The organism is Bifidobacterium sp. VU/mBH4 (B4), from assembly GCF_058199535.1.
The window spans coordinates 195,762-221,236 of the sequence record NZ_JBVPQJ010000002.1 but is presented as its reverse complement, the minus strand read 5'-3'; the positions used below and the strand labels follow the sequence as shown (position 1 = coordinate 221,236).

19 protein-coding genes are annotated in these 25,475 nt (G+C 65.5%); 5 read left to right on the top strand and 14 right to left on the bottom strand.

The annotated features are described in order from the left end of the window. Position 1 precedes the first annotated feature (1 nt). From AC0AII_RS04105 to AC0AII_RS04090, 4 genes are all read right to left on the bottom strand, one after another. Positions 2-961: a shikimate dehydrogenase family protein gene (locus AC0AII_RS04105; protein WP_490446230.1), complete on the bottom strand. Its 960-nt coding sequence runs from the start codon at positions 959-961 to the stop codon at positions 2-4. Between the two features lie 61 nt (positions 962-1,022). Further along, a complete protein-coding gene (uvrC, locus tag AC0AII_RS04100) occupies positions 1,023-3,323 on the bottom strand; it encodes an excinuclease ABC subunit UvrC (RefSeq protein ID WP_490446229.1) in 2,301 nt (766 codons plus the stop codon). After that, entirely contained in the window at positions 3,320-6,241 is a 2,922-nt protein-coding gene (gene uvrA / locus AC0AII_RS04095; RefSeq protein ID WP_490446302.1) for an excinuclease ABC subunit UvrA, read from the bottom strand. Before uvrA ends, uvrC begins: the two co-directional genes overlap by 4 nt. 162 nt (positions 6,242-6,403) lie before the next feature. Further along, complete coding sequence (locus AC0AII_RS04090) at positions 6,404-7,006, bottom strand: DNA-3-methyladenine glycosylase I (protein WP_490446228.1); 603 nt, start codon at positions 7,004-7,006, stop codon at positions 6,404-6,406. Positions 7,007-7,192: 186 nt separating this feature from the next. On the opposite strand from AC0AII_RS04090, the gene AC0AII_RS04085 reads away from it, so the two are divergent. Both AC0AII_RS04085 and AC0AII_RS04080 read left to right on the top strand, forming a co-directional pair. Next, complete coding sequence (locus tag AC0AII_RS04085) at positions 7,193-8,368, top strand: TspO/MBR family protein (protein ID WP_490446227.1); 1,176 nt, start codon at positions 7,193-7,195, stop codon at positions 8,366-8,368. Positions 8,369-8,485: 117 nt separating this feature from the next. Then, on the top strand, positions 8,486-10,087 hold the full coding sequence (locus tag AC0AII_RS04080; RefSeq protein WP_489886911.1) for an ABC-F family ATP-binding cassette domain-containing protein: 1,602 nt from the start codon (positions 8,486-8,488) through the stop codon (positions 10,085-10,087). 21 nt (positions 10,088-10,108) lie between these two features. Here the strand turns inward: AC0AII_RS04080 and AC0AII_RS04075 are convergent, their stop codons facing one another. Next, positions 10,109-10,798 carry an MgtC/SapB family protein gene (locus tag AC0AII_RS04075; RefSeq protein ID WP_144085593.1) on the bottom strand — a complete coding sequence of 230 codons (690 nt, stop codon included), beginning with the start codon at positions 10,796-10,798 and terminating at the stop codon, positions 10,109-10,111. A gap of 134 nt (positions 10,799-10,932) precedes the next feature. Here AC0AII_RS04075 and AC0AII_RS04070 point away from each other — a divergent pair, with 134 nt between their 5' ends. The 3 genes from AC0AII_RS04070 to AC0AII_RS04060 are packed head-to-tail and all read left to right on the top strand — an operon-like array spanning position 10,933 to position 14,614. Beyond that, the gene (locus AC0AII_RS04070; RefSeq protein WP_490446226.1) at positions 10,933-12,840 is read left to right on the top strand and encodes a bifunctional ADP-dependent NAD(P)H-hydrate dehydratase/NAD(P)H-hydrate epimerase; all 1,908 of its coding nucleotides are present in this window, start codon (positions 10,933-10,935) and stop codon (positions 12,838-12,840) included. A 28-nt stretch (positions 12,841-12,868) separates the two neighbouring features. Beyond that, positions 12,869-13,651 carry a 2,3-bisphosphoglycerate-dependent phosphoglycerate mutase gene (locus AC0AII_RS04065; RefSeq protein ID WP_490446225.1) on the top strand — a complete coding sequence of 261 codons (783 nt, stop codon included), beginning with the start codon at positions 12,869-12,871 and terminating at the stop codon, positions 13,649-13,651. 24 nt (positions 13,652-13,675) lie between these two features. After that, the gene (locus tag AC0AII_RS04060) at positions 13,676-14,614 is read left to right on the top strand and encodes a LysR family transcriptional regulator (protein ID WP_490446224.1); all 939 of its coding nucleotides are present in this window, start codon (positions 13,676-13,678) and stop codon (positions 14,612-14,614) included. A gap of 94 nt (positions 14,615-14,708) precedes the next feature. Here AC0AII_RS04060 and AC0AII_RS04055 read toward each other — a convergent pair whose 3' ends face one another. From AC0AII_RS04055 to AC0AII_RS04015, 9 genes are all read right to left on the bottom strand, one after another. Further along, positions 14,709-15,773 (bottom strand): DsbA family protein, encoded by a 1,065-nt coding sequence (locus tag AC0AII_RS04055; RefSeq protein ID WP_490446223.1) that lies wholly within the window; start codon positions 15,771-15,773, stop codon positions 14,709-14,711. A gap of 126 nt (positions 15,774-15,899) precedes the next feature. Continuing rightward, positions 15,900-16,649 carry an orotate phosphoribosyltransferase gene (gene pyrE, locus AC0AII_RS04050; protein ID WP_490446222.1) on the bottom strand — a complete coding sequence of 250 codons (750 nt, stop codon included), beginning with the start codon at positions 16,647-16,649 and terminating at the stop codon, positions 15,900-15,902. Next, positions 16,646-17,593: a dihydroorotate dehydrogenase gene (locus AC0AII_RS04045; RefSeq protein ID WP_490446221.1), complete on the bottom strand. Its 948-nt coding sequence runs from the start codon at positions 17,591-17,593 to the stop codon at positions 16,646-16,648. The genes pyrE and AC0AII_RS04045 overlap by 4 nt, the downstream gene beginning before the upstream one ends. Beyond that, a complete protein-coding gene (locus tag AC0AII_RS04040; protein ID WP_490446220.1) occupies positions 17,590-18,435 on the bottom strand; it encodes a dihydroorotate dehydrogenase electron transfer subunit in 846 nt (281 codons plus the stop codon). Before AC0AII_RS04040 ends, AC0AII_RS04045 begins: the two co-directional genes overlap by 4 nt. Beyond that, positions 18,432-19,493 (bottom strand): orotidine-5'-phosphate decarboxylase, encoded by a 1,062-nt coding sequence (gene pyrF / locus AC0AII_RS04035; protein ID WP_490446219.1) that lies wholly within the window; start codon positions 19,491-19,493, stop codon positions 18,432-18,434. Before pyrF ends, AC0AII_RS04040 begins: the two co-directional genes overlap by 4 nt. Then, positions 19,481-20,902 carry a dihydroorotase gene (locus AC0AII_RS04030; protein ID WP_490446218.1) on the bottom strand — a complete coding sequence of 474 codons (1,422 nt, stop codon included), beginning with the start codon at positions 20,900-20,902 and terminating at the stop codon, positions 19,481-19,483. The genes pyrF and AC0AII_RS04030 overlap by 13 nt, the downstream gene beginning before the upstream one ends. A gap of 1 nt (position 20,903) precedes the next feature. Then, positions 20,904-21,317: an aspartate carbamoyltransferase regulatory subunit gene (locus AC0AII_RS04025; RefSeq protein WP_024627991.1), complete on the bottom strand. Its 414-nt coding sequence runs from the start codon at positions 21,315-21,317 to the stop codon at positions 20,904-20,906. Next, the gene (gene pyrB / locus AC0AII_RS04020) at positions 21,314-22,321 is read right to left on the bottom strand and encodes an aspartate carbamoyltransferase (protein ID WP_490446217.1); all 1,008 of its coding nucleotides are present in this window, start codon (positions 22,319-22,321) and stop codon (positions 21,314-21,316) included. The genes AC0AII_RS04025 and pyrB overlap by 4 nt, the downstream gene beginning before the upstream one ends. Before the next feature lie 70 nt (positions 22,322-22,391). Next, a complete protein-coding gene (locus AC0AII_RS04015) occupies positions 22,392-25,472 on the bottom strand; it encodes a bifunctional [glutamine synthetase] adenylyltransferase/[glutamine synthetase]-adenylyl-L-tyrosine phosphorylase (RefSeq protein WP_490446216.1) in 3,081 nt (1,026 codons plus the stop codon). Positions 25,473-25,475 lie beyond the last annotated feature (3 nt).

Sequence of the window (25,475 nt, the reverse complement as noted above, 5' to 3'; positions counted from 1 at the left end):
CTCATGCCTCCCTCAAGGCTTGGTCCATAGCGGCCACCGGAACTGCGGCCAGGGGTCGGTCGGTCATCAGCGCCACCTGACGCACGGCTTGATAGAGCAGCATCCGTTCGCCGCTGATGGCCCGTGCGCCCGGCCGTCGGCAGAAGGCCCTCATGAGCGGGGTGGGCCGGGGGTCATAGGCCACATCCAGCAGGACCGGGCTCATGCGACCATGGCCGTCAGCCCTGTTGAGCAGATTGGCCAGGGGGTCGGCAGCACCCGAAGGCAGGGTGGAGACGACAATATCGGCCACGGTCAAGGCTTTTTCGGCTGCCTCTGCCTGGTCCATGGCGGTGACGGTTGGCTCAGGCAGGTCCAATCGGGAAGCGAGGTCCAGCATATGGTCGCAGTGCTTCGGATTGCGGGCCAGCAGATCCACACGCACGACCCCCAGCACCTTCAAGGCGCAGAAGGCGGACTCGGCGGTGTTCCCGTTGCCGATGACCAGGGCCTGCGCTCCCCTATACGGCTGGTCAGGAAGCCGGTCCTGCCGACCCTGACCTGCTGCCTTCAGCAGGGCGGCCAGATCGTCAGGGTCTTCGTCGGCCCGGCAGCGGTCGGCAGCCTCCAGCAGGGCAGCCACAATCCCCTCCACGTCGGTGTTGTACAGGGACAGCCCATTGGCGGGGCCGCCCTGCTCGAAGACTGCGGTGTTGGCTACGCCCAGGGTCCTGGACCAGCAGTCACGAAAATCGCCCAAGGGGCCGACTGCACTCTTCAAGGGCATGGTCAGGCTGAGACCGGACCAGGAGGGGTCAAGGCCATGGATAAAGTCCGCCAGGCCGTCGGTGTCCATGCGCACACGGTCGTAGCGCCAGCCGTCCAGGCCAAGCGCAGCATAGGCTGATCTATGCAAAAGTGGCGAAAGGGAATGGCTGATGGGGTCGCCCAGGACGGCACAACGACGATCAGGCCCATTCATATCTGCAATCACGCACCAATCACGATCAGGGCATGGCCTTCTGCCAGCCTTCTGAGCCATTTTATCGCTGGCTGTCCCCGGCCTGATCCTGGTCGCTGTGCAGGGCCTGGTAGATGGCCTCGGCCTTGGCCGAGCCGATGCCCTTGACGGCCTCCAGCTCCTCCTGGGAGGCCTGACGCATGCGCTTGACCGACCCAAAGTGATTGAGCAGCTTCTTCTGGTAGGCGGGGCCGATGCCCGGAATCTCGTCCAGGGCCGACCGGAGGGCACCCTTGCGCCGGGTCTGCCGGTGGTAGGTGATGGCGAACCGGTGGGACTCGTCGCGCACACGCTGCAGCAGGTACATGCCCTCGGACTGGCGCTTGAGGATGATGGGATAGTCGTCGTCAGGCACCCAGACCTCCTCCAGGCGCTTGGCCAGCCCGCACAGGGCCACATCGTCCACCCCGCAGTCGTGCAGGGCCCGGGCTGCGGCGGTCACCTGCGGCTTGCCGCCGTCGACCACGACCAGGTTGGGCTTGTAGGCGAAGTGGCGGGCGGCGGTGTTCTGTTGGACGATGGCCCCCTCCTCCTGCTCCACCAGCTCGGGTGCCTTGTCGTTGGCCTTGCGCTCGGCCTCCAGGCTGTCGCCGCTGTCACCCGCAATGTTGCCGTGGCGGAAGCGCCTGGTCAGGGTCTCGTAGATGGCGCTCATGTCGTCCACAGCGCCCTTGCCGTCCTCGCCGCGGATGGCGAACCGGCGGTATTCGGACTTCTTGGGGACCGCGTCCTCGAAGACCACCATGGAGGCCACCTGGAACTGGCCGCCCACGGTGTTGGAGATGTCGTAGCACTCGATGCGCAGCGGAGCTCGGTCCAGGCCCAGTGCCTTGGCCACGTCGTTCATGGCCTGGGTGCGGGTGCCTATGTCGCTCATGCGGCTGAGCTTGCTGCGCTGCAGGGCCTGGCGGGCGTTGGCGTTGGCCCGGTCCATCAGCGATTTCTTCTCACCCCGGCTGGCCACTCGGATGGTCACTGAGGACCCGCGCAGCCCCCGCAGCCACTCCTGCAGGTCGCCGGTCCGGTCGGGCTGGATGGGGACAATGACCTCGGGAGGCACCGGGGAGATGGGGGCCAGCAGGTCGGCGCGTCCGGTCTGATCCTGATGGCGATGCCGGCTCCTGGTGGCCTTGGCCCGCGCTTCGGCATCCAGGGCCGTGACCTTCTGGGTGGAACCCATGGCGTCCCTGTCCTGGCTGATGGAGACCTGGGTCTCGGAATCCCCAGGCAGCTTGTGCAGCTCGCTGTCGTTCTCATTCATCAGATCCGAGTAGACCTGCACCAAGAGGTCGCTGATCAGCTCGCTGTCGGAGACGTCCTCGACCCGCTCCACGCTCCAGTTGCGTTCGCCGCGGATGGCGCCCGAGCGCACGAAGAAGGCATGGACCGAGGCCTCCAGTTCGTCAGAGGCCACGCCGAAGACGTCCACATCCACGTTGGAGGCGAAGGCCACGGCATTCTGCTCGATGACCGTGTCCAGCATGGCGATCTGGTCGCGCAGGCGGGCGGCCTTCTCGAAGTCCAGATCCTTGCTGGCCTTCTGCATGCTCCTGGTCAGCCCGGCCCGGTAGCTCTTGCCCAGCCTGCCGGTGATGACCCCGGTCAGCTCAGTGCAGAGACGACGGTGGTCGCTGGCGCTGATCCGGCCAACACAGGGGGCCGAGCACTTGCCGATGGAGGCCAGCAGGCAGGGGCGGCCGCTGAGCTTGGCCTTGCGGAAGACGCCGGGGGTGCAGGTGCGCACCGGGTAGGTCTTGAGCAGGGCGTCCAGGGTGTGCTTCATGTCCCAGACCTTGGCGTAGGGGCCGAAGTAGCGGGTGTCGTGCCGCTTGCGCACGCGGGTCATCCATACCCGGGGAAACTCCTCCCCCACGGAGACGGCCAGGTAGGGGTAGGTCTTGTCGTCGCGCAGCTTGACGTTGAAGCGGGGGTCGAACTCCTTGATCCAGGTGTATTCCAGGGTCAGGGACTCCAGGTCGGTGCCCACCACGGTCCACTCCAGGCTCCGGGCCGTCAGCACCATGGTCTGGGTGCGCGGATGCAGGTTCTCCAGGGGCTGGAAGTAGTTGGTGAGACGGTTGCGCAGGTTCTTGGCCTTGCCCACGTAGATGACCCGGCCGTCGCCGTCCCGCCACTTGTAGACCCCCGGCTGGGCGGGGATGTCCGAAGTCTTAGGGCGGAAGAGGTCCCGGCTGTCTCCCAGCAGGGGAGCGCCGTTTTTGTTGACGCCGGTCGTAGCGCCGGTGGCGGACTCCTCCTCCAGGGCTTGGGCGGTGCGTCGCCATACCTGCGGCGTGTGACGCTCGAAGCAGCTGCGGGTCATGATCGTGTGGCCTTGGCTACCTTGGCGGGGTCGAGCATGGGCTTGAGGTACTTGCCGGTCCAGCTGTCCGGGTTGGCGGCCACCTGCTCCGGGGTGCCCTGGGCCACCACGGTGCCGCCGCCGTCGCCGCCCTCGGGACCCAGGTCGATGATCCAGTCGGCGGTCTTGATCACATCCAGGTTGTGCTCGATGACGATGACCGTGTTGCCCTTGTCGACCAGGCCATGCAGGACCTTGAGCAGCTTGCGCACGTCCTCGAAGTGCAGGCCCGTGGTGGGCTCGTCTAGGATGTAGACGGTCTTGCCGTCGGAACGCCGCTGCAGCTCGGTGGCCAGCTTGACCCGCTGGGATTCGCCTCCGGACAGGGTGGGCGCCGGCTGGCCCAGGCGGATGTAGCCCAGGCCCACGTCCACCAGGGTGTCCAGGTAGCGGGCGATGGAGGGGTAGGCCTTGAAGAAGCGGGCGGCCTCCTCGATGGGCATGTCCAGCACATCCGAGACGGTCTTGCCGTTGTAGGTGACCTCCAGGGTCTCCCTGTTGTAGCGCTTGCCATGGCAGGTCTCGCACTGCACGTAGACGTCAGGCAGGAAGTTCATCTCGATCTTGATGGTCCCGTCACCGTGGCAGGTCTCGCAGCGGCCGCCCTTGACGTTGAAGGAGAAACGACCCGGGCCGTAGCCGCGCACCTGGGCCTCGGGGGTCTTGGCGAAGAGCTGGCGGATCTTGTCCCAGACGCCGGTGTAGGTGGCCGGGTTGGAGCGCGGGGTGCGGCCGATGGGGTTCTGGTCCACGTGGATGACCTTGCGCACCTGGTCCACGCCCTCCACCCGGGTGTGCTTGCCGGGCACGATGCGGGCGTTGTTGAGCTGGTCGGCCAGGACCGGGTAGAGGATGGAGTTGACCAGGGTGGACTTGCCGGAGCCGGAGACGCCGGTGACCAGGGTCATGACCCCCAGCGGGAAGGAGACCTTGAGATTCTTCAGGTTGTTCTCGCGAGCCCCCACCACGGTCAGCTGACGGGTCTTGCTGGTCTTGCGGCGGCGCTTGGGCACCTCGATGGAACGGCGTCCGGCGATGTAGTCTGCAGTGATTGAACGCGAGGCCTTGACCAGGTCCTGCGAGCGCCCGGAGAAGATGACCTCCCCGCCATGCTCGCCGGCTCCCGGGCCGATGTCGACCAGCCAGTCGGCCTGGCGGATGGTGTCCTCGTCATGCTCGACCACGATCAGGGTGTTGCCCAGGTCGCGCAGCCGCTGCAGGGTCTTGATCAGCCGGTCGTTGTCCCGCTGGTGCAGGCCGATGGAGGGCTCGTCCAGCACGTACATGACGCCCACCAGGCCCGAGCCGATCTGGGTGGCCAGGCGGATGCGCTGGGCCTCGCCGCCGGAGAGGGTGGCCGCCGCCCGGGACAGGGTCAGGTAGTTCAGTCCCACGTCGTTGAGGAAGCGCAGGCGGGCGCGGATCTCCTTGAGGACCTCCCCGGCGATCTTGGCCTGCGCGCCTTCCATGTGCAGGCCTTCGATCCATTTCAGGCTGGAGGACACGGCCATGTCGCAGACCTGGGCGATGGACAGGCCGTCCACGGTCACGGCCAGCACCTCGGGCTTCAGGCGCTTGCCCTGGCAGACCTGGCAGGGCACCTCGCGCATGTAGGACTCGTAGTACTGCTTCATGGGCTGCGAGTCGGTCTCGTCGTGGCGGCGCATCAGGGTGCGGACCACGCCCTCGAACCCGGTGGTGTACTCGCGCAGGCGGCCCCAGCGGTTCCGGTAGGAGACGTCCACCTTGAAGTCGTGCCCGTACATGACGGCATGGCGGACGTCCTCCGGCAGATCCTTCCAGGGGGTCGAGGTGGAGAAGCCCATCTCCTTGGCCAGGCCGTCCAGCAGGTGGCCGTAGAAGCGCTGCTGGCTCTTGGTGCCGCTCCAGGGCTCCACGGCCCCGTCCTTGAGGCTCTTCTCCGGGTCGGGCACCACCAGCTCGGGGTCGATCTCCAGGTTGAATCCCAGGCCGGTGCAGGCTGGGCAGGCTCCGTAGGGGGCGTTGAAGGAGAAGGTCCTCGGCTCGATCTCGTCCAGCTCCAGCTCGTGGCCGTTGGGGCAGGACCGCTTCTCGGAGAAGGGCTGGCGGCGCTCGGGATCCTTGGCATCCAGATCCACGAAGTCGGCCACCACCGTGCCCTTGGCCAGCCTCAGTGCGGTCTCCACGGAGTCGGTCAGCCGCTGGCGCATGCTCTTGCGGATGACCAGCCGGTCCACGACCACCTCGATGGTGTGCTTCTTCTGCTTGGTCAGCTTGATGGAGTCGGACAGCTGGTGCATGTCCCCGTCGATGATGGCCCGGGAGTAGCCGTCGGAGCGCAGGAGCTCCAGTGTCTCCACGAACTCGCCCTTGCGGCCCTTGACGATGGGGGCCAGGAGCTGGAAACGGGTCCCCTCCGGCCTGGACATGAGGGTGTCGACGATCTGCTGCGGCGACTGGGCGCGCACCTCGGCCCCGCAGACCGGGCAGTGGGGAATGCCTGTCCTGGCGAAGAGCAGACGCAGGTAGTCGTAGACCTCGGTGATGGTGCCCACGGTGGAACGGGGGTTGCGATTGGTGGTCTTCTGATCGATGGAGACGGCAGGGCTCAGTCCCTCGATGAAGTCCACGTCGGGCTTGTCCATCTGGCCCAGGAACTGGCGGGCATAGGCGGAGAGGGACTCCACGTAACGGCGCTGACCCTCGGCGAAGAGGGTGTCGAAGGCCAGGGAGGACTTGCCGGAGCCCGACAGGCCGGTGAAGACCACCATCCGGTTGCGGGGTATGGACAGGTTGACGTTCTTGAGGTTGTGGGCCCGGGCGCCTTGGATGACGATCTTGCGGTCGTTGGGCACCATGGACAGGTCCGCCACCAGGGACCCCTTGGATTCGATCATGCGCGGGTTCTCGATGGCCGCGTCCACTGTCGACTTAGGCTTGTTCTGCTGCTTCACGTGCTTCCCATCCGCTTCCCTGAAGACCCATGGCCAAGGCTGAGGCCAAAGCCTGACCATACTATCGCCGGGGCCGAATAATTCGAACAGGTGTTCGATGACGGCTTAGATGGACGGGGCCGGCGTATCCAGGGGCGGACGGCCGCAGCCGTTGAGGAAGCAGTCGTGCTGGTGGTCGTTGATCACGCCGGCCGCCTGGAGGAAGGAATGGACGGTCACCGGCCCCAGAAAGCGCAGGCCCAGGTCGCGCATGTCCTTGCAGACGATGGCCGACAGGTGGTCGTAGCGCGGTATGGACGGATCGTCCGGGTAGTCGTGGTTGATGGTCTGGCCGCCGGTGAAGGACCAGCAGTAGCGGTCGAATGCCTCGCCGGGGAATTGGCTGGCGATCAGGGCGGCGTTGGCCACGGTGGCTTCGATCTTTCGGCGATTGCGGATGATGGCCGGGTCGTCCATGAGACGGTTGATGCGGTCGGCATCGAAGGCGGCGACTGCTTGAATATCGAAGTTGTCAAAATCCTTGAAGAGGGCCTGGCGGCGGTGCAGGACCAGCTGCCAGCTGAGACCGCACTGGAATATCTCCAGGGAGAGCATGGCGAAAAGCCTCTGGGAGCCGTGCAGGGGGCGGCCCCACTCATGGTCGTGGTAGCTGCGCATGAGCGGATCATCCACCTGAGCCCAGTCGCAGCGATATACAGGTTCGGCCATCTTTTGCACTCCCCTCTCCAGTTTTCGGCTTCAGGCTAGCACCGACGGGCGCCTGGACCGGGTGGTCAATACCACTGAGTCTGGCGGGTCGTTTTAGAGTTGAAGCAGAGGCCGGTCGTCCCATGCCCGGGGCCATCCCCATGGCGGCAGTACGGTTGCGGCCGGCAAGGAGAGGAAGCATGTGCCATGACTGACAAGGACAATCCGCGCAGACTCTGGACCGACGACGAGGACCCGGTCGAGAGGGCCAAGCGCACCTCCCCTGCCATGCAGGGCGGCCAATCATCCGCGAACTCGGCAAATGCACGTTCGGCATCTTCAAATTCGTCGACTTCGAATAGGTCAACGCCAGACTCGTCCAGCTCAGGTACATCGCCTTCTGGTGCTACAGCCAAGCAGTCTGGTGATTCGTCGAAGAAGGCGCCGGCTGGAAAAACCAGTGCCGCCGAGACCGCCAATGGAGGCGAGACCCGTTCTGATCGCAGCAGCAATGAAAATGAGGCAGAGAAGGAATCAAATCAAGCCAAGGAACCGGAACAACAGCAGGGTCAGCCTGAAAAGGAGCAGGAATCCTCCAAGGGGCGCGGCTGGAAGCTCTTCGAGGACATCCTGCTCTGGGTGGCCTGGGTGGCCATGGTGGGCTTCAACGGCTATGCGGAGGTCTACCACTTCAATGGCACGACCGTGGGCGGGCTGGCTCGCAAGGCCGACCTGTGGATCATGCCCGCCGGCTACGTCTTCGCCATCTGGGGGGTCATCTACATCGCCCTGGCCATCTGGCTCTTCCGCTTCTGCCTGGCCGGGCCAAGCCGCAAACGCCTGGGCTTCCTGCCCTTTACGCTGAGCGGGCTGCTCTTCGTGGCCACCTGCTGCCTGAACATCGCCTGGCTGGCCCTGTGGCACATGGAGCGCAACTTCTGGGCCCTGGTCATCATCCTCATTCTGACCGTGCTGGCCTGGATGCTCTACGCCCTGGTGCGCCGGGACGCCACCAAGGCCGGAACCCCCACCGCCGCCAAGGCCCTGGACTGGATTCCCCTGTCCATCTACGCCAGCTGGCTGAGCGTAGCCACCCTGGTCAACGCCGGATACATGGTGGTGGCCGGGCACAAGGTCGGCAGTGCCGTCCAAGGATTCGCCACCATCATCGTGGTCGGCGCGCTCCTGGCGGTCGCCTACCTGATGAACAGGCATGGCAAGGACTGGGTCTTCGGCCTGGTGGTCATCTGGGCCTGCCTGGGCATCGGCATCAGGATCTTCTCCTTCGCGGCCGCCATGGGCGTGCTGGTCATCGCCCTGACCGCCGTGGGCGCCTTCCTGGTCTACTTCCCCTGGGACAAGTTCAGGCTGGTCCGCCGCTGACCCATCCATGATCCATCCATTGCCCCGTCAGCCGAGACGCACTGGCGGGGCTTGCTTCTTGCTACCATGATTCCTTGCAAGTTTTGAATCCATAAGGAAAGCGGGGTCGGAGGCGGCATGGCTATTGAGGCGCAGGGACTTGAGATCCGGATAGGTGCCCGACTACTCCTGCAAGCCACCGACTTCCACGTGACCAAGGGCGACCGGATCGGCCTGGTGGGCCGCAACGGCGCCGGCAAGACAACGCTGACCCGGGTCATCACCGGCGACATGCTCCCCTCGGCCGGCAAGGTGCGGGTGACCGGACAGCTGGGGTACCTGCCCCAGTCCACCCATGCGGGCGACTCCGAGCAGAGCGCCCTGGACAGGGTCATGAGCGCCAGGGACATCGCATCCATCATCCAACGGATGCGCAAGGCCGAGACCGAGATGACCAGTCCCGACCCCAAGGTCATGGAAAAGGCCATGAAGCGTTACGACAAGGCCCAGCAGGACTTCGAGAACGCCGGCGGCTATGCGGCCCAATCGCAGGCCATCGTCATGGGCGAGAGCCTGGGGCTGAGCCAGGAGACCCTGCAGCAGGCACTGGGCACCCTCTCCGGCGGACAGCGCCGACGGGTCGAGCTGGCCAGGATCCTCTTCTCCGACGCCGACACTCTGATTCTGGACGAGCCCACCAACCATTTGGATGCCGACTCCATCGAGTGGCTCAAGGGCTACCTGCGCCGGTTCGAGGGCGGCTTCCTGATCATCTCCCACTCCACCGAGCTGCTGGACGAGACCGTCAACCGCATCTGGCACCTGGACGCCCAGCGTTCCTGCATCGACATGTACACCATGGGATGGAAGGCCTACCTGCGTCAGCGGGTGGTCGACGAGGAGCGCCGGCGCCGTGAACGCGAGGTGGCCGAGAAGAAGGCCGACCGCCTGATGCGGCAGGGCATCCGCCTGCACGCCAAGGCCACCAAGGCCGTGGCCGCCCAGAACATGATGCGCCGTGCCCAACGCCTGCTGGCCGACACCCAGGAGGCGGAAAAGGCCGAAAAGGTGGCCGACCTGCGCTTCCCGGATCCCGCCCCCTGCGGCCGCACGCCCATCATGGCCGAGGACCTGTCCAAGGCCTACGGCTCCAACATCGTTTTCGCCGGCATCAACCTGGCCATCGACAAGGGCTCCCGGGTGGTCATCCTGGGATACAACGGCGCAGGCAAGACCACCACCCTGCGGCTGCTGGCCGGCATCGAGCAGCCCGACACGGGCAAGGTGACCCTAGGGCATGGGGCCAAGATCGGCTACTTCGCCCAGGAGCACGACACCCTGGATAACGACGTCACCGTTTTGGAGAACCTGCAGCATGTGGCCCCTGACCTGGACAACACCCAGGCACGGACCATCCTGGGCTCCTTCCTCTTCTCTGGGGACGACGCCATGAAGCCCACCAAGGTGCTTTCGGGCGGCGAGAAGACCCGCCTGGCCCTGGCCACCCTGGTGACCAGCCGGGCCAACGTCCTGCTGCTGGACGAGCCCACCAACAATCTGGACCCTGCTTCACGGGACGAGATACTCAAGGCCATCGCCAAGTACGAGGGGGCCATCGTACTGGTCACCCACGACGAGGGGGCCGTCAAGGCGCTCAACCCCGAGCGGGTGCTGCTCATGCCCGACGGTGATGAGGACCTCTGGAGCGACGACTACCTGGATCTGGTGGCCGAAGAGTAGCCAGCCGCAATAGCGAGCGGGTCAGTCGTCCTCCCCCAGGACCTCCACGCCCTTGACCCCTGGGGTCTGACCGATGGATTCGACCAGCTCGGTCACGTCCCCTTTGCCCAGCAGGTTGACGGTGACATCGGCGCCCTTCCAAGCATTCCGGTGCAGCTCGTGGATGGTGAGCACCCGGGATTCGAAGCCCATGCGGGTGGCCAGCAGCAGGGATTCGCGCAGACAGCCGTGGCCGTCCTGATATACGATGCGCAGGACCGTGTTCTGACGGTTGCGCAGGAACCACTTGAGGATGGGCGCGATGACCAGGACGGCCAGAAAGTAGAAGATGACCGCCAGGATGGCGATGGCGAAGAGCTGGACCCCGCAGGCCATGCCCACGGCGGCGGCCACCCAGATGGCGCTGGCCGTCGTCAGGCCCTTGACCGAGTCGTGGTTGAAGAAGATGACTCCGGCGCCGATGAAGCCGATGCCCGAGGCCACGCCGGCCGCGATTCGCGAGGCATCCCAGGAGTAGTTGCCCACAGCGGCCTGGATGCCGTAGAGGGAGACCATGGTGAACAGGCAGCTGCCCAGGCCCACCAGAATGTGGGTGCGGATGCCAGCGTCGTGTTTGAGGAACTCGCGCTCGAAGCCGATCAGGCCACAGAGCACCACCGTCAGGACTACTGCCATAATCTGGCCCTGGTTCGGCATTACGAATCCCTGCATGTATTTCCCTTCCTGCCCTGGTAAATAGGCAGACCTTATAACGCTTGCAGGACAAGGCCATCGGATAGAGTGGAGCCAGCACGTGGCCGGCCGTGCCGCCGCACGTGGATCTTTTGAATGAGGGGTGTGATGCCATGAATCCGTCACCAGATGAACGCCGCGAAGCCCGCCGGACCCTGGCCACCAGCGCCTATACCGCTGACATGATCCGATCCTTGGAGCAGCCGTTTTTGGATGACGGGGTGCCCCTGATGCGCATAGCCGCCGGGTCCCTGGCCTCCGTGGCCGACGTCATGCTGACCCAGGCCGGGCTGGAGCCGGCAGGCGCCAGGGTCGTCCTGCTGGCAGGGGCCGGCAACAATGGCGGCGACGGGCTCTATGCCTCGGCCGATCTGGCCGGACACGGGGCCGACGTGACGGTGGTGGCTACCGGGCGCAGCCTGCATCAAGGTGGGCTGGATGCCCTGTTGCGGGCCGGCGGCGTGGTCACGGCCCTGGATCCCCAGGCGGCCATCCCCGGCTGCGAGGCACCGGCTGGACCGGACCAGGCGTCAGAGGAGCTGGACCAGGCCCTGGAGTTGTGCCGACAGGCGGATCTGATCATCGATGCCATGACGGGCATCGGCCTCAAGGGGGCGCTGCGCGGCATCCCCGCCGCTCTGGCCGCGGAACTGGGCATGGAGGGCGGCCTGCCCGACAGGCCAGCCTGGCACGACCCCGCCGGTCAAGACGGGCCCCTGGTGCTGGCCGTGGATACTCCCTCTGGCGTGGACATTGATGAAGGCACCCTGCCCGGGGCCTACATACCGGCGGATGTGACCGTGACCATGGGAGCCATGAAGCCCTGCCTGATGCTGCCTCCGGCCGCCTACGTCTGCGGAAGAGTCGTCCTAGTGGACTTCGGCTTCGACACCTCGGCCCTGGTCCCCAGCGTCTCCTGCATGAACGCCGAGGATTGCGCCGGACTTTTGCGCGCGCCCCGGGTGGATGACACCAAGTACACCAGAGGCGTGGTTGGGCTGGTCACCGGATCCGCGCTCTACCATGGCGCGGGGCTGCTCTCCAGCAGGGCGGCGGCCAGCGGCAACGTGGGCATGATCCGCTACTGCGGCCCCGAGCAGGTGGGCGATCTGATCCTGCAGGAGCTGCCAGAGACTGTCCTGGGCCGCGGAAGGGTCGAGTCCTGGGTGCTGGGTTCGGGTGTGCCCACCCGGCAGGCCCAGGAGGCCGCTGGACCTGAAGGCCAGGACGATCAGCGGGATCTGATTGCCGACATACTCAACCGACAGGCCGCGGACCTGGACGAGGACGAGGCAGCAGCTGACCCGCCGGTGGTCGCCGATGCCGGAGCTCTGGACCTGCTGCCGGATCGTCTGGGCCCGCGCACGGTGCTGACCCCGCACGCCGGCGAGATGGCCGCCCTGCTCAACTCGCATGGCGAGAACGTGGACGGCGACCAGGTCATGGCCGAACCCCTGCACTGGGCTGTCCGCGCCTGCCAGCTGACCGGGGCCACCATTCTGCTCAAGGGGGCCATCACCCTAGTTGTCGGCGAGGACGGCACCGACCGCCCCCGGGTCATGACCACCGGCTTCGGTCCGGCCTGGCTGTCCACAGCCGGCTCAGGGGACGTGCTCTCCGGCACCATCGGAGCGCTGCTGGCCCAGAACGCCGGACCGATCCAGGATGATGCCACCCTGATGGCGGATCTGACGGCAGCTGCGGCCTTCCTGCATGGACTGGCCGGTTCTTTGGCCAGCGGCGGCAGGCAGACCGGCTGGGAGCAGCCGCTGATCTTCGACCCCCGCAAGCCCCAGGATTTCGCCGATCTGGTAGCCCAGGACAGCCAGCGGGATGGTCACGGGACTGTTGCAGGACCCATGGGACAACCGATTCGCGCCGGGCAGGTGGCCGATGCCCTGCCCAGGGCCATAGGGCTGGTCATGTCAAGAGCCGAGGGAACTGCCGACCAGAACGACCAATCCGCCCAGGACGGGGACGATGCCTCTCAGTTCTTCGAGAACAGCTCGCTTTGGTTCTAAATACGTCATCAGCAAAGGAGTCTATTCGATGACCGCGCAGCTCATCGTCATGCGTCATGGGGAAAGCGTCTGGACTCAGAAGTCGGTCAACCGTTTCGCCGGTTGGGTGGACGTGCCCCTGACGGAACGCGGACTGGATCAGGCCCGCCATGCCGGACGGCTGCTCAAGGAGTCAGGCCTGCTGCCCGACCTGGTCTTCACCTCCCTGCTGACCCGCAGCATCGTCACCGCCAATACGGTGCTGGATCTGGTTGATCGGGCCTGGATTCCGGTGGAGCGCACCTGGAGGCTGAACGAGCGCCACTATGGCGCCTTCCAGGGGCAGACGCGACCGGCCATGCTGGAACGCTACGGCCAGCAGCAATTCGACATCTACCGGCGTTCCTACGATGTTCGGCCGCCGGCCATTGCAACCGATTCGCCATACTTTCAGGGACGGGATCCGCGCTATGCCCCGGCCATGCGCGACGGGCTGGACAGCCGGAATCCGGCCGAGATCCGTACCGAGTGCCTCAAGGACCTGCTGCTTCGCCTGCAACCTTATTGGCGCAGCCGGATAGCCCCGAACCTGGCCCAGGGCCGGACTGTGCTCGTCGTCACCCACGGGTCCGTGGTCCGCAGCCTGATCAAGGTCCTTGAAAAGGTTGACGACAAGGACATCAGATCCATCAACGTGCCCACTGGCGTGCCCATGGTCTACAGCTTCGTGAACGGCGAAGACGGCAACCCCCAGGTCCAGGGTCCGGGTCGCTATCTGGATCAGGAGGCCGCCGACCAGGGTATGGCTGAAACCGCGGCCCTGGGCCGATAGGGCCTTAGGTATAGATTGGCTTGTATGACACTGCTCCAACTGCGCTACATCGTCAAGATCGTCGAATGCGGCTCGATGAACGAGGCCTCGCACGAGCTCTACATCTCCCAGCCGGCACTGAGCTCATCGGTCAAGGAGCTGGAGAACGAGCTGGGCATCGAAATCTTCACCCGCCACTCCCAGGGGATCGCTCTGACCGTGGACGGGGCGGAATTCCTGACCTACGCCCGACAGATTCTGGACCAGACCGACCTGCTGGAGGCCCGCTATAAGCAGGTCAGGCCCCGCAAGCAGCTCTGCCGGGTCTCCACCCAGCACTACATGTTCGCAGTGGAAGCCTTCGTGGAAATGATCAACTCCATCGATTCCGACGAGTACGAATTCACCATACGGGAGACGCGCACCAGGGACATCATCGACCAGGTGGCCACCCTCCAGTCCGAAATCGGCATCATCTACGAGTCCGACTTCAACAAACGGGTGCTGTCCAAGATGCTCCGGGAGAAGCACCTGGACTTCCACCCCCTCTTCCGGGCGGATCTGCATGTCTTCATCGCCCGGACCAACCCCTTGGCTGAACGGGCCATGGTGACCATGAAGGACCTGGAGCCCTACCCCTTCCTGCAGTACGAGCAGGGCGAAGAGGGCTCCTTCTACTTCGCCGAGGAGGCGGTCTGGCCCGATTACTCCCCCAAGCAGATCACCGTGAGCGACCGGGCCACCATGCTCAACTTCATCGTCGGGCTCAACGCCTACACGGTCTGCACCGGCATCGACAACGAGGACCTGAACAACGAGAAGATCGTCAGCGTCCCCCTGGAGTCGGATGAATCCATGCTGGTGGGCTGGATCGTCAACAGCCGGACCAAGCTGTCACATGCGGCCGACCTCTACCTGGACAAGTTGCGCCAGGTGGTGTCCAGCCACGGATACTCGCTGATCGAACAGGAGTCGGGCGAGTAGCAGCAAAGCAGGCATCAGCCGATGCTCTGCAACAATGACTGCATTTTGCTGCCGGGTACCAGTTGTTGGTAACCGCTGTCCAAGTGGTCGCGGTTTACTCTATTTTCAGCGCTTTCCCTTGTGCTCCTATAGATGGCATCTTCCCCTGGTGGCCCACATCCTGCGATTTGAGTCCCAGGGCCTTGAGCAGGGCCCGGTCCAGATGCTCCAGTCCGCCCTGGCTCTTTGCCGCTGCAGTCAGATCCCAGACCTTGCCGTTGATCATGATGGTGGGGGTCGAGAACTCCCCCTTGGCATCCTTGGCATCCTTGCGGGTGATGGCGTAGGCGTTGACCTTGTCCACCCACGGCCTGTAGGTTCCCTGGGCGAAACGGTCTGCCAGAGACCTAGGGACCCCTACCCCCACGGCCTTGTCGGCCAGTCGAGCGTCAGAGACCGCCTGATAGGAGCTTTCATCGGGCTGGAAGTCGGATGCAAAGACGGCGGCAGCAAAGGCCGGCAGATGGTCCGGATCCTCCTGGGCCACCATGGCCAGGGCGTTGTCCACACGGCTGGAGTACTGATCGCTGGAGGCCGAATCCAAGAAGTTCAAAAAGTTGTAGGTGACGTTGATCTGACCAGCGCTGATCATGCGCTGCAGCTGGGGATCAATGATCCGGCCCACCTTGCCGCACCAGGGGCACATGGGGTCCATAAAGATCTCAAGGGTCGGTGCGTCGGCAACCTTCTTCTTGCTGCCGACACCCTTGGCTGAAACGGTCAGCCCTCCCTGGTCATCGGCCACCGAAGGCTTGACGGTGACCTCTTGCAGGGCCTTGTAGGCCTTGGCATCCCCGCTGGGACCATGGCTGACTTGCGCGGTCGACGCTCCTGACGAAGGCTTTTGGGTTGACTGGCTGCCTGCTGAATGATCAGCCCACAGCATGTATATGCCTGCCGCAAGCACCAGCACAAGAGCCACCGCCACCAGTATCAACGGAACCCTCCGCGAGCTCTGTGCAGGTGCACTTTCTTCAGGCTCGCTCACCTGAGGCTGGCCTGTCTCCGCCGGCTTCTCCTCAGTCGAAATTCGCCCGTCGGCAGGCTCCGCCGCATCCACCGCGTCGATCCCCGTCTGGTCCGGTTCCTCATGACCGTTCTGCTCCAGCGGTTTTGTCATGATCCATGGCCTTCCTTGCGATGATGATCCGTCGGCCTGCCCGCCGGACCTTTACCAATCTACACGAGGGTCGGCCGACAGCATGACCGTCCGAAGAATGTGCGCCGATATGAGCTGGTCACTTGCTCAGGCCCCATAGCGCTCCAAGTAGTCTCTGGCGGCATCGGCGGTGCTCTGATCCAGAATGGGCGACCCGTCCGGGCCCTTCATAGAGGCAGCCGCATCGAAGATCTGACGTACGTTGACGATGCTGATGACCGGGAAGTGGAATTCGTCCATGATGGATTCGACAGCCGAGCCCTGGCCCTGTCCAGTGCGCTCCATCCGGTCCACGGAGAGCACCAGGCCGACGATGGTCACCTTGGCCTGGGACATGATCTTGGGCACCACCTGGCGCACCGCGGTCCCGGCAGTCATGACGTCATCCACCAGCAGCACCCTCATGCCATCCCTGAGCTGGGTGCCGACCATGAGCCCTCCGTCGCCATGGTCCTTGACCTCCTTGCGGTCAAAGGTGTAGCCAACCGGCATGCCGTGCGCCCCGCTCAGGGCGATGGCGGTGGAGACGGCCAGGGGGATCCCCTTGTAGGCCGGACCGAATACCGTGTCGATGTCGGCGGGCAGGGTCCCCCGCTTTACCGCCTGCACGATGGTCCTGGCGTAGAACTCCCCCAGCAGGGCGATCAGCCGTCCGTCATTGAAGGCTCCTGCGTTGATGAAGTAGGGCGAGCGCCGCCCCGACTTCAGGGTGAAGTCACCGAACTTGAGGGCCCCGCTCTGGAGTAGGAAGCTGGTGAAACCCTCCTGGATGCGGCGGGTCTGCTCCTGGTCATCCCCGTCATGCTCGGCCGTGTGTTCTGCTGCGGATGCGCTCATCGCCAGCACTCCCCTTTCCTGAGCAAATCGGCCAGCTTGGGCCGCTCGTCCAACAGATCGTCCAGCTCCCGGGCCACCCTCATGGGCGCCACAGGATCCACCAGGGCCGCAGCCCCGACCTCCACGGCGTTGGCTCCGGCATAGAGGAATTCCAAGGCCGTTCGTCCCGAGTCGATGCCCCCGATGCCGATGATGGGAACCTCGGGCAGTGCCTGGCGCACCCGCCAGACGAAGGACAGGGCTATGGGCAGGATGCAGGGGCCGGAGACGCCGCCGGTGCCCTGGGCCAGGATGGGCCTGCCTGTGTTGATGTCGATGCGCATGCCCACCAGGGTGTTGATCAGGCTGAGGGCATCCGCTCCCCCATCGACGGCCGCCTTGGCCACTTCCACGATATCGGTGACGTTGGGGGTCAGCTTGACCACCATGGGCTTGTCGGTCAGACCCCGCAGCCTGGTGATCAGCCGGTTCAGGGCCTTGGCGTCGGTGCCTACGGACATTCCACCATGTGAGACGTTGGGGCAGGAGACGTTGATCTCCAGCATGTCAGCCGGGGAGTCGGCCAGCCGTTCCACGACTGTGGCATAGTCCTCGTCGCTGTGGCCGGCCACATTGGTGACCACGTTGGCTCCCAGGGCCTTGAGCCTGGGCAGTTCGTCCACCAGGTAATGGTCCACGCCCGGGTTCTGCAGGCCCACGGAGTTGACCATGCCGGCTGGGCTCTCGGCGGTCCTGGGCGTGGGGTTGCCTTCCCAGGGCACCGGCGAAACCCCCTTGGTGGAGATGGCGCCCATTTGGGAGACGTCGTAATAGCCCCCACAGGCATCCAGGTTGAAGGTGCCCGAGGCCGTGCCCACCGGGTTCTTCCAGGGCATGCCGGCCACAACCGTGCCATGCCGCCAGGTGTGCGGCTCCAGAGGGTCCATGATTGTCAGCCCGCTCATCGTGCCTCCTTCTTGGCCTCGCCTGCATCCCAGATCAGACGGTCGGCGGCAAAGACCGGGCCGTCCTTGCAGACCTTGAGCCTGCCGTCCACGGTGTCGACCACGCAGGCCACGCAGGTGCCATAGCCGCACCCCATCCGGGACTCCATGCAGCACTGGGCAGGCAGGCCGGTCTGGCGGGCCCAGGCGGCCACGGCCCGCATCATGGGCAGGGGTCCGCAGGTCAGGATGATGGTTCGCCCGGGATCGATGTCGCCGCGAACTCGGTCCAGAAGGGTGATGACATCCCCGGAGGCATTGTCGATGGACTCCAGCCGGTCGGTCAGCGAGCCCATGATGGCATCGGCGAACCGGTGGTCCCTATAGCCCAGCAGGGCTGTGGTGCGCACACCGGACCGGCCTTGCAGGCACTGGGCTGCTCGGATCAGCGGGGGGACGCCCAGACCGCCGCCCACCAGCAGATAGTCAGCAGGCTTCCCCAGATCGAAGCCATGGCCCAGGGGCCCCAGCAGGTCCACAGCCATGCCTGGCTGCAGACGGGAGAACTCATCGGTCCCCTGGCCCACCACGGCGAAGATGATCTCAATCTGCTCGCCCTCCAGGACGCGGCTGATGCCGAAAGGCCTGGGCATCATGGTCATGCGGTCGGCCGAGTAGAGGTTGATGAAGGCTCCAGCCGGGGCGTGGGCTGCCAGGTAGGGGTCGCGGATGGTCATCCGCCAGACCTGCCGGTCCAGAGGCTCCATGCCGGTGACCTGGGCGGTACGCCGTCCGGGCAGCCGACCTGCCTCTTGGGCCTGCTCCTCCACCTGGCTGGTGGATATGAAGAGGTTGGGTTTCATCGGGCCTCCTTGATCGCCTGATTGAGATCGTCCTTCATGGCCTGCGCGGCTTGGCGGGCGTCGCGGGTGACCATGCCCAGGGCCGCCTGGACGCTGAGCTGCGGACTGTAGTCCGGATCCTTCCGCCAGGCTGCGATGATCCCCCGGGAGGAATTGACCACAGCGCCGCCGCCGGACCGGTCGAACATGGGTGCCACGTCTGTCGCCGAACCGCCCTGGGCTCCGTAGCCGGGGACCAGGAAGAAGGTGTGGGGCATGGCCCGGCGCAGCAGAGCGCCGTCCTCGGGATGGGTGGCGCCGACCACGGCTCCAAGCCGGGAGTAGCCCGATTGGCCCATGGAGGGCTGCCCCCAGGATTCGACCAGGTCGCCCAGACGCTGATAGATGGTGCCGCCGCCTGAGTCCGCATCCAGGCCCAGCTCCTGGATCTGGCTGCCCGAGGGGTTGGAGGTGCGCACCAGGGCGAAGAGGTCGCCTTGGATGTGCTCGGCCGCTTGCAGGAAGGGTTCCACCCCGTCGGAGCCCAGGTAGACGTTGATGGTCAGGGCATCCTCGTACCAGGGGAACCTCCCGCCTGTTCGGGCCGACCCGTCCACTGCCTGCCCCGGGGCGAAGGGCAGGGGAAGCCCGTCCAGGTGGGCGGCGTAGGCCTCGGCTGTTGAGCCGATGTCCCCGCGTTTGACATCCCCGATGACGTAGAGACCACGGTCGGCTGCGGCCCGGCAGGTGCCGGTGTAGGCCCTGATGCCCCAGGGTCCCAGGGCCTCGTACATGGCGATCTGAGGTTTGACTGCAGGCACCAGGTCGGCCACGCCCTCCAGGATGGCCAGGTTGAAGCGCAGATAGGCCCGGGCCAGGTGGTCCGCCCAGACGGCCTGAGCCTGCTCGCCCTGGTTCTGCTGCGGGTCCTTGGGGTCCAGGCCCATCTGGTCCATGCTCCCGGCGGCGCGCTGCCTGGCCTGGTCGATCAACTGGCTGGGCAGCAGTTCCGGTCGCGGATCCAGGCCGACCACCGTCGGATTGTGCTTGTCCTGAATGAGCGCGGTCAGTCGGTCCATGCTCGGTTCCTTTCCCTGGTGATGACGCGGCTTGCAGGCAGGCGGGAGAAGACCAGGAGCCCCTCCTTGATGGTGGCCATGACCCGTCCGGCCAGTTCCGCGCCGGCGAAGGGGGTGTTCCTCGCCTTGGAGTGGAAGCGGCTGGGATCAACCTCCCACTTGGCCTCAGTGTCCAAGATGGCCAGGTCGGCAGGCGGCTGGCCGGCCTCGCTGCGCTGATCGACCTCCAGCTGAAGGTGACCAGTGTTGGCCTTGCGCGAGGGCAGGTCTTCGGGCAGGAGCCGCCGCATGCCCATGAGCTCGGCCGGGGCCAGGGACATGAGCTCTATCAGGCGGTCGTGGCCGATGAGTCCGCTTGTGACCAGAACCTGGTTGCAGACCGCGTAGGCAGTCTCCAGGCCGATGATGCCGTTGGGGGCATCCTTGAGCCCCAGCGCCTTCTCAGCGGCAGTGTGGGGGGCGTGGTCGGTGGCGATCATGTCCACAGTGCCGTCGGCCACGGCCTCCAGGGCCGCCTGTTGGTCGGCGCGGGAGCGCAGCGGGGGATTCATCTTGGCCATGCTGCCGCAACGCAGCAGATCCTCGTCGCAGAGAGCCAGATAGTGGGGCGCGGTCTCGCAGGTGACCGGCAGCCCACGGGCCTTGGCGCGGCGGACGGCCTCGAATCCTTCGGCAGTGCTGACATGCTGCAGATGCACCCTGGTGCCGGTGCGTTCCGCCAGGGCGATGTCGCGATTGATGATGGCGGTCTCGGTCGAGGCGGGAATCCCCTCCAGCCCCAGTTGGCGGCTGACGGCTCCGAGGTTGACCTGACCGTGCTCGTGGTGCTCACAGTGATCCAGGATGGGCAGGTCGAATTCCCGGGAGTTGGCGGCCACAGCCTCCAAGGTCTGATCGGTCACGGCCGAGCCGTCATCGCTGATGGCCACTACAGGGTGGGCCCATCCGTGGCCAGGCAGATGCTCCGACCAGTCATCTGGGTTTGAGGCCTGACGGCCTGCCCGGTCCATGGTGGCCGCCACGCACAGGGCGTAGTCCACCGGCAGGTGCAGCCCATGGTCCCGCTCATAGGATTCCAGATAGTCGATGACCGTGCGCCCGTCGGCCATCCGCGCTCGGCCGTCCATGGCAGGCTGGGTGTTGGGCATGAGCAGTATCAGCCCATAGCCTCCAGCCGCTGCGGCAGCGGTGCCGGTGACCATGTCCTCCTTGTCGGTCTGGCCAGGGTCACGCAGGTGGACGTGCGGGTCGACCAGGGCCGGAGCCAGCACCAGCCCCGAGGCGTCTATCTGATCCGCCCCTGCTGACATGGCACCGGTCTCGTCGATCAGCGCACTGTCGACGGCCTGGGGAAGCACCAGATCGACCGCCTTGCCGCTGCGCCAATCAGTCAACCCCAGCAGCCGCATGTCAGTCTTCAGCCTTCTCGTCGCAGTAGTCGCAGCGGTAGACCCCGGCAGCGTCCAGGTGGAAGCGCTGGTCCACGCCGGTCTCCACCGTGGTCACACAACGGGGATTGACGCAGGTGATGACGTTGACCAGATGGCTGGGGCGGTCAGGCTGATGCTTGCTGACGATCCTGCCCTGCCGGACCACGTCCACGGTGGCCTCGGGGGCGATGAATCCCAGGGCAGTCAGATCCAGATCCCCGGTCTGCTCGATCTTGATGATGTCCTTGGACCCGTACTTGCGGCTGTCCGTGTTCATGATCAGGGCCAGCCGGGTCTGCGACGGATCCACGCGCAGGTAGTGCAAGACCTTCAGGGCTGTGCCCGCACGAACGTGGTCGATAATGATGCCATCAACAATGCTGGTGACCTTCATGCGGCCACCTCCTTCTGCTTGCGGTAACCGGGCAGCTCGTCACCCAGCAGGGCGCTCTCCAGGGCCATTCTGACCAGCATGCCATTGCGGACCTGCTGGAAGTAGGCCGCACGCGGATCATCGTCCACCTCCACGGCGATTTCGTTGACCCTGGGCAGCGGGTGGAGGATGGCCATGTCGGGTCGCGCAGCCCGAAGCTTGTCGGCATTGAGAATGTAGGTGTCGCGCAGGCGCAGGTAGTCGTCCTCGTTGAAGAAGCGCTCCTGCTGGACACGGGTCATGTAGAGCACGTCCAGGTCGCCGATGACCCCGTTCAGGTCCCCGGTCTCCCGATAGGTGCAGTCGGCCGAGGAGCGGATTCTCTCCAGGACGTATTCGGGGGTACGCAGCTCGTCGGGGCTGATCAGGACGAAGTCCACGTGGCCCAGGCGGCAGAGGGTGGTGATCAGGGAGTGGACGGTGCGGCCGAAGGTCAGATCCCCGCACAGGCCGATGGTCAGGTGGTTCAGCCGACCCTTGCGGGCGCGGATGGTGGCCAGGTCGGTCAGAGTCTGGGTGGGGTGCATGTGCCCGCCGTCGCCGGCGTTGATGACCGGGACCGTGGCTGCCTGCGAGGCCACCAGGGCGGCACCCTCCTTGGGATGGCGGATGGCCACGATGTCGGCGTAGTTGGAGACTGTCTTCAGGGTGTCGCTGATGGACTCCCCCTTGGAGACGCTGGCCAGCTGGGCGCCGGCGAATCCGATGACCTGGCCGCCCAGACGGAGCATGGCCGTCTCGAAGCTGAGCCGGGTGCGGGTGCTAGGTTCGTAGAAGAGCGTGGCCAGGACCCGGCCGTCGCAGGTATGGGCCACCTGGCGGCGATGGGTGTCGATGTAGGCCGCCCGATCCAGCAGATCCAGGATCTGGGTCATGGGAATGTCGTCGAGGGTTACCACACTTCGCCCACGAAGGGGAACGGCGGCGGAAGAGGTGTTGGATGCGTGATCAACTTGTTGGGACAACGGCTCACCTTCCTCAAGGTGGCCACCTTATGTGACCTGAACAAGCATACGACCCCGGATGGACCCAGGGTCAGCCGCCGTAGAAGAGCCGTTCCATGACCTGCCTGCAGCGGCGCATGGCAGCCAGCAGCTCGTTGACGAAGTGCTGGCCCCGGTGGGCCGGGTAGCCCAGGCAGACCGCGATGCCTCCCAGCACCTGCCCGTCGTCAGGCAGGATGTCCGCCTGGGATACCCTTCCGGACCAGAGGAAGTTGGCGTTGCGGGCTGCCGTGCAGAGCACCCAGCTGCGGCGCAGGGCCTTGGCATCCTTGGCTTCTATGAGACCCGCCGCCTCCAAGGCATCCAGGGCTGTCAGCGTACCGGTGACCTGCAGCTCAGGCAGGTCGTGGGCGTGACGCAGCTGGAGGAGCTGCACCGTCCATTCCACGTCAGAAAGCCCTCCCCGGCCCAGCTTCAGGTGTCGGTCCCGGCGCACGCCGCGCGGCAGCCGCTCGGCCTCCATCCGCGCCTTGAGCCGGCGAATCTGCCCCAGCTCTTCCTCGTTGGGCGGCTGCTGAGGGTAGCGCAGCGGATCGGCTGTACCCTCCAGAAAGTCCTTGGCCAAGCCGGCGTCTCCAGCTGCGAATCTGGCCCGGATCAGGGCCTGATGCTCCCAGGTCTCCGACCATTCGCGGTAGTAGCGCTGGTAGGAGTCCAGGGAACGCACCAGAGGCCCCTGGCGTCCTTCGGGACGCAGGTCGAAATCCAGGTCGATGCCGGGCTCCAGACTGGCCCGTCCAGCCAGGACGGCCCGCAGGTCGGCGATTACCCCACGCGCGAATTCCGCCGCCTGGTCCTGGCCGGCGCCCGAGGCCGGACGGTAGATCAGCATGATGTCGGCATCCGAGTTGAAGTTGACCTCCCTGCCCCCGTAGCGACCCATGCCGATCACGGCCAGATCGGCTGGCGCGCCAGCCTGTTCCGAACGGTGGTCCACGGCCCAGTCCAGGGCGGCATTGATGGCCGCATCGTAGACATCGGACATGCCCGCCAGGCAGGCCTGCTGATCGTCCACCCCGCTCATCCAGCCCAGCCCGATCCGCTCGATCTCTTGGCGGCGCATGGCCCGCACTGCGGTGGCGAACTCCTCCAATGAGTCCGCATGGCGGGTCCGATAGGCTGCGGCGCGTTTGTCCAGGGTGGCTCGATCACGAGGGATCATATCCTGGTCATGGCCCAGCCAGGTCACTGACTGGACGGACCGGGCCAGGGCGCCTGAAAGATATCGGGAGTTGGACAGCACATGGCAGAGGCGGCGGGCGGCCGAGGTGGAGTCCCGCAGGAAGCCCAGGTAGGTGCTCTTGCCGCCGAAGTGCTCCTCCAGGGTTCGCCAGCCAAGAAGTCCCATGTCCGGATCCTGTCCCTCCCCCAGCCACTGGAGAACGGCGGGCATAAGAATACGGTTGATCCGCGCCGATCGGGTGACCCCTGTGGTCAGGGCCGTGACGTGGCGAATGGCTGCATCAGGGTCGGCAAAGCCGATGGAGGCGAACCTGGCGCGGGCCGCCTGGGGGCGCAGGCTGACCTCGTCCTCGTCCACCTGGGCGTTGATGGGCAGCATGGGACGGAAGTAGATGGCCTGGTGAAGGTTGCGGACTTCGATTCTGGTGGCCTGGTATTGGGCCAGCATCTGGTCGGCATGCATACCGAAGGCCCGGGCCAGCCGCCGCAGATCGCGGTTGCTCTCCAGCTCCTCCAGACTGGGCGGCCGCTGGCCGAGGGTGCCTGAACGGTTGATTTTCGGAAAGAGGTGGGTGCGCCGCAGCTGCCACATCTGCAGACGATGCTCCATGACCCGCTCGAACCGATAGTCATGATCCAGCTGGTCGCCATGCTTGGCAGAGATGTAGCCACCCTGGGCCAGTGCCTGCAGAGCATCCAGGGTCGCCGGGCAACGCAGATCGGGGTCGCTGGAGCCGTGAACCAGCTGGAGCATCTGGACGGTGAATTCCACGTCCCGCAGTCCCCCCTGACCCAGCTTGATTTCGCGCTCCTTGCGGTCCTCGGGTATCAGCCGTTCCACCCGCTGGCGCATCCGCTGGCAGTCGTAGACGAAGTTGGGACGCTGACAGGCACCCCAGACCAGGGGCTCAACCATGGCCGAATAGTCCTGTCCCAGGGCCTTGTCGCCAGCGACAGGACGGGCCTTGAGCAGGGCCTGGAATTCCCAGTTCTCAGCCCACTGGGCATAGTAGTCGGCGTAAGAGGCCAGACGGCGCACCAAGGGGCCGTCACGTCCCTCGGGCCGCAGGGCAGTATCGACCTTCCAAAGCGGCGGCTCGGTCGATCCGGGGATGACCGCCTGGCAGACCCGCTGCAGGAGGACGGCCATGGCAGTGCCCACGACGATGGGATCGGTCACGTGAGAACCCGCCCCCGATGCCGGCTCCACCAAGTACATGAGATCCACATCGGATACGTAGTTGAGTTCCTGGGCGCCCAGCTTGCCCATGCCAATGACGGACAGACGGCATGAATCGGCATTGGGAACCTGCCGGCAGGCAATGCTCAGAGCCCCTTGCAGCGCAGCGTCAGCCATGTCGGACAGGGCCCGGCTGATTGCCGGCTCCGGCTCCAGGGGATCCTCGGCTGCCAGGTCACGGGCCATGACGGCAGCCAGCTGCAGCCGGTATTCGGACCGCAGTGCATCGGCGTAGGCTGCCAGCGAGGGCACAGCGTCAGCATTGGCATCCACCCTGTCCAAGGCGTCCATGACCCGCTTCCGCCTGGTTTCCGCCGGGCAGTCAGCCAGGTGGTCGGGGTCGATGGCTGCCGCCTCTACCAGCTCCGGCCGCGAGCGCATCAGCCGACCCATGGCCTCCGAGGCCCCCAGCACCCGGATCAGCGACTGGGCGCCTTCTCGGTTTTCCTGCGGGGATCCGGCCAGAAAATCAGGCCGGACTACCTGCGGGTACTGCTCCAGGATTCGTATCAGCCCAGCAAGGGCTTCGTCCGGATCGCAGGCCTGGTCGAGGCTCTGGACCAGGGTTTGCTCCAGCTCCTGATCGTCAACCAGACGGGCAAGCCGATCCAGCCGGACCCGGGCCTTGTCCAGGTCGTGCAGCCCGAGGTGTATCAGGGTCGAAGTGGTCGGTTGCGCCGAATCTGCCATGAG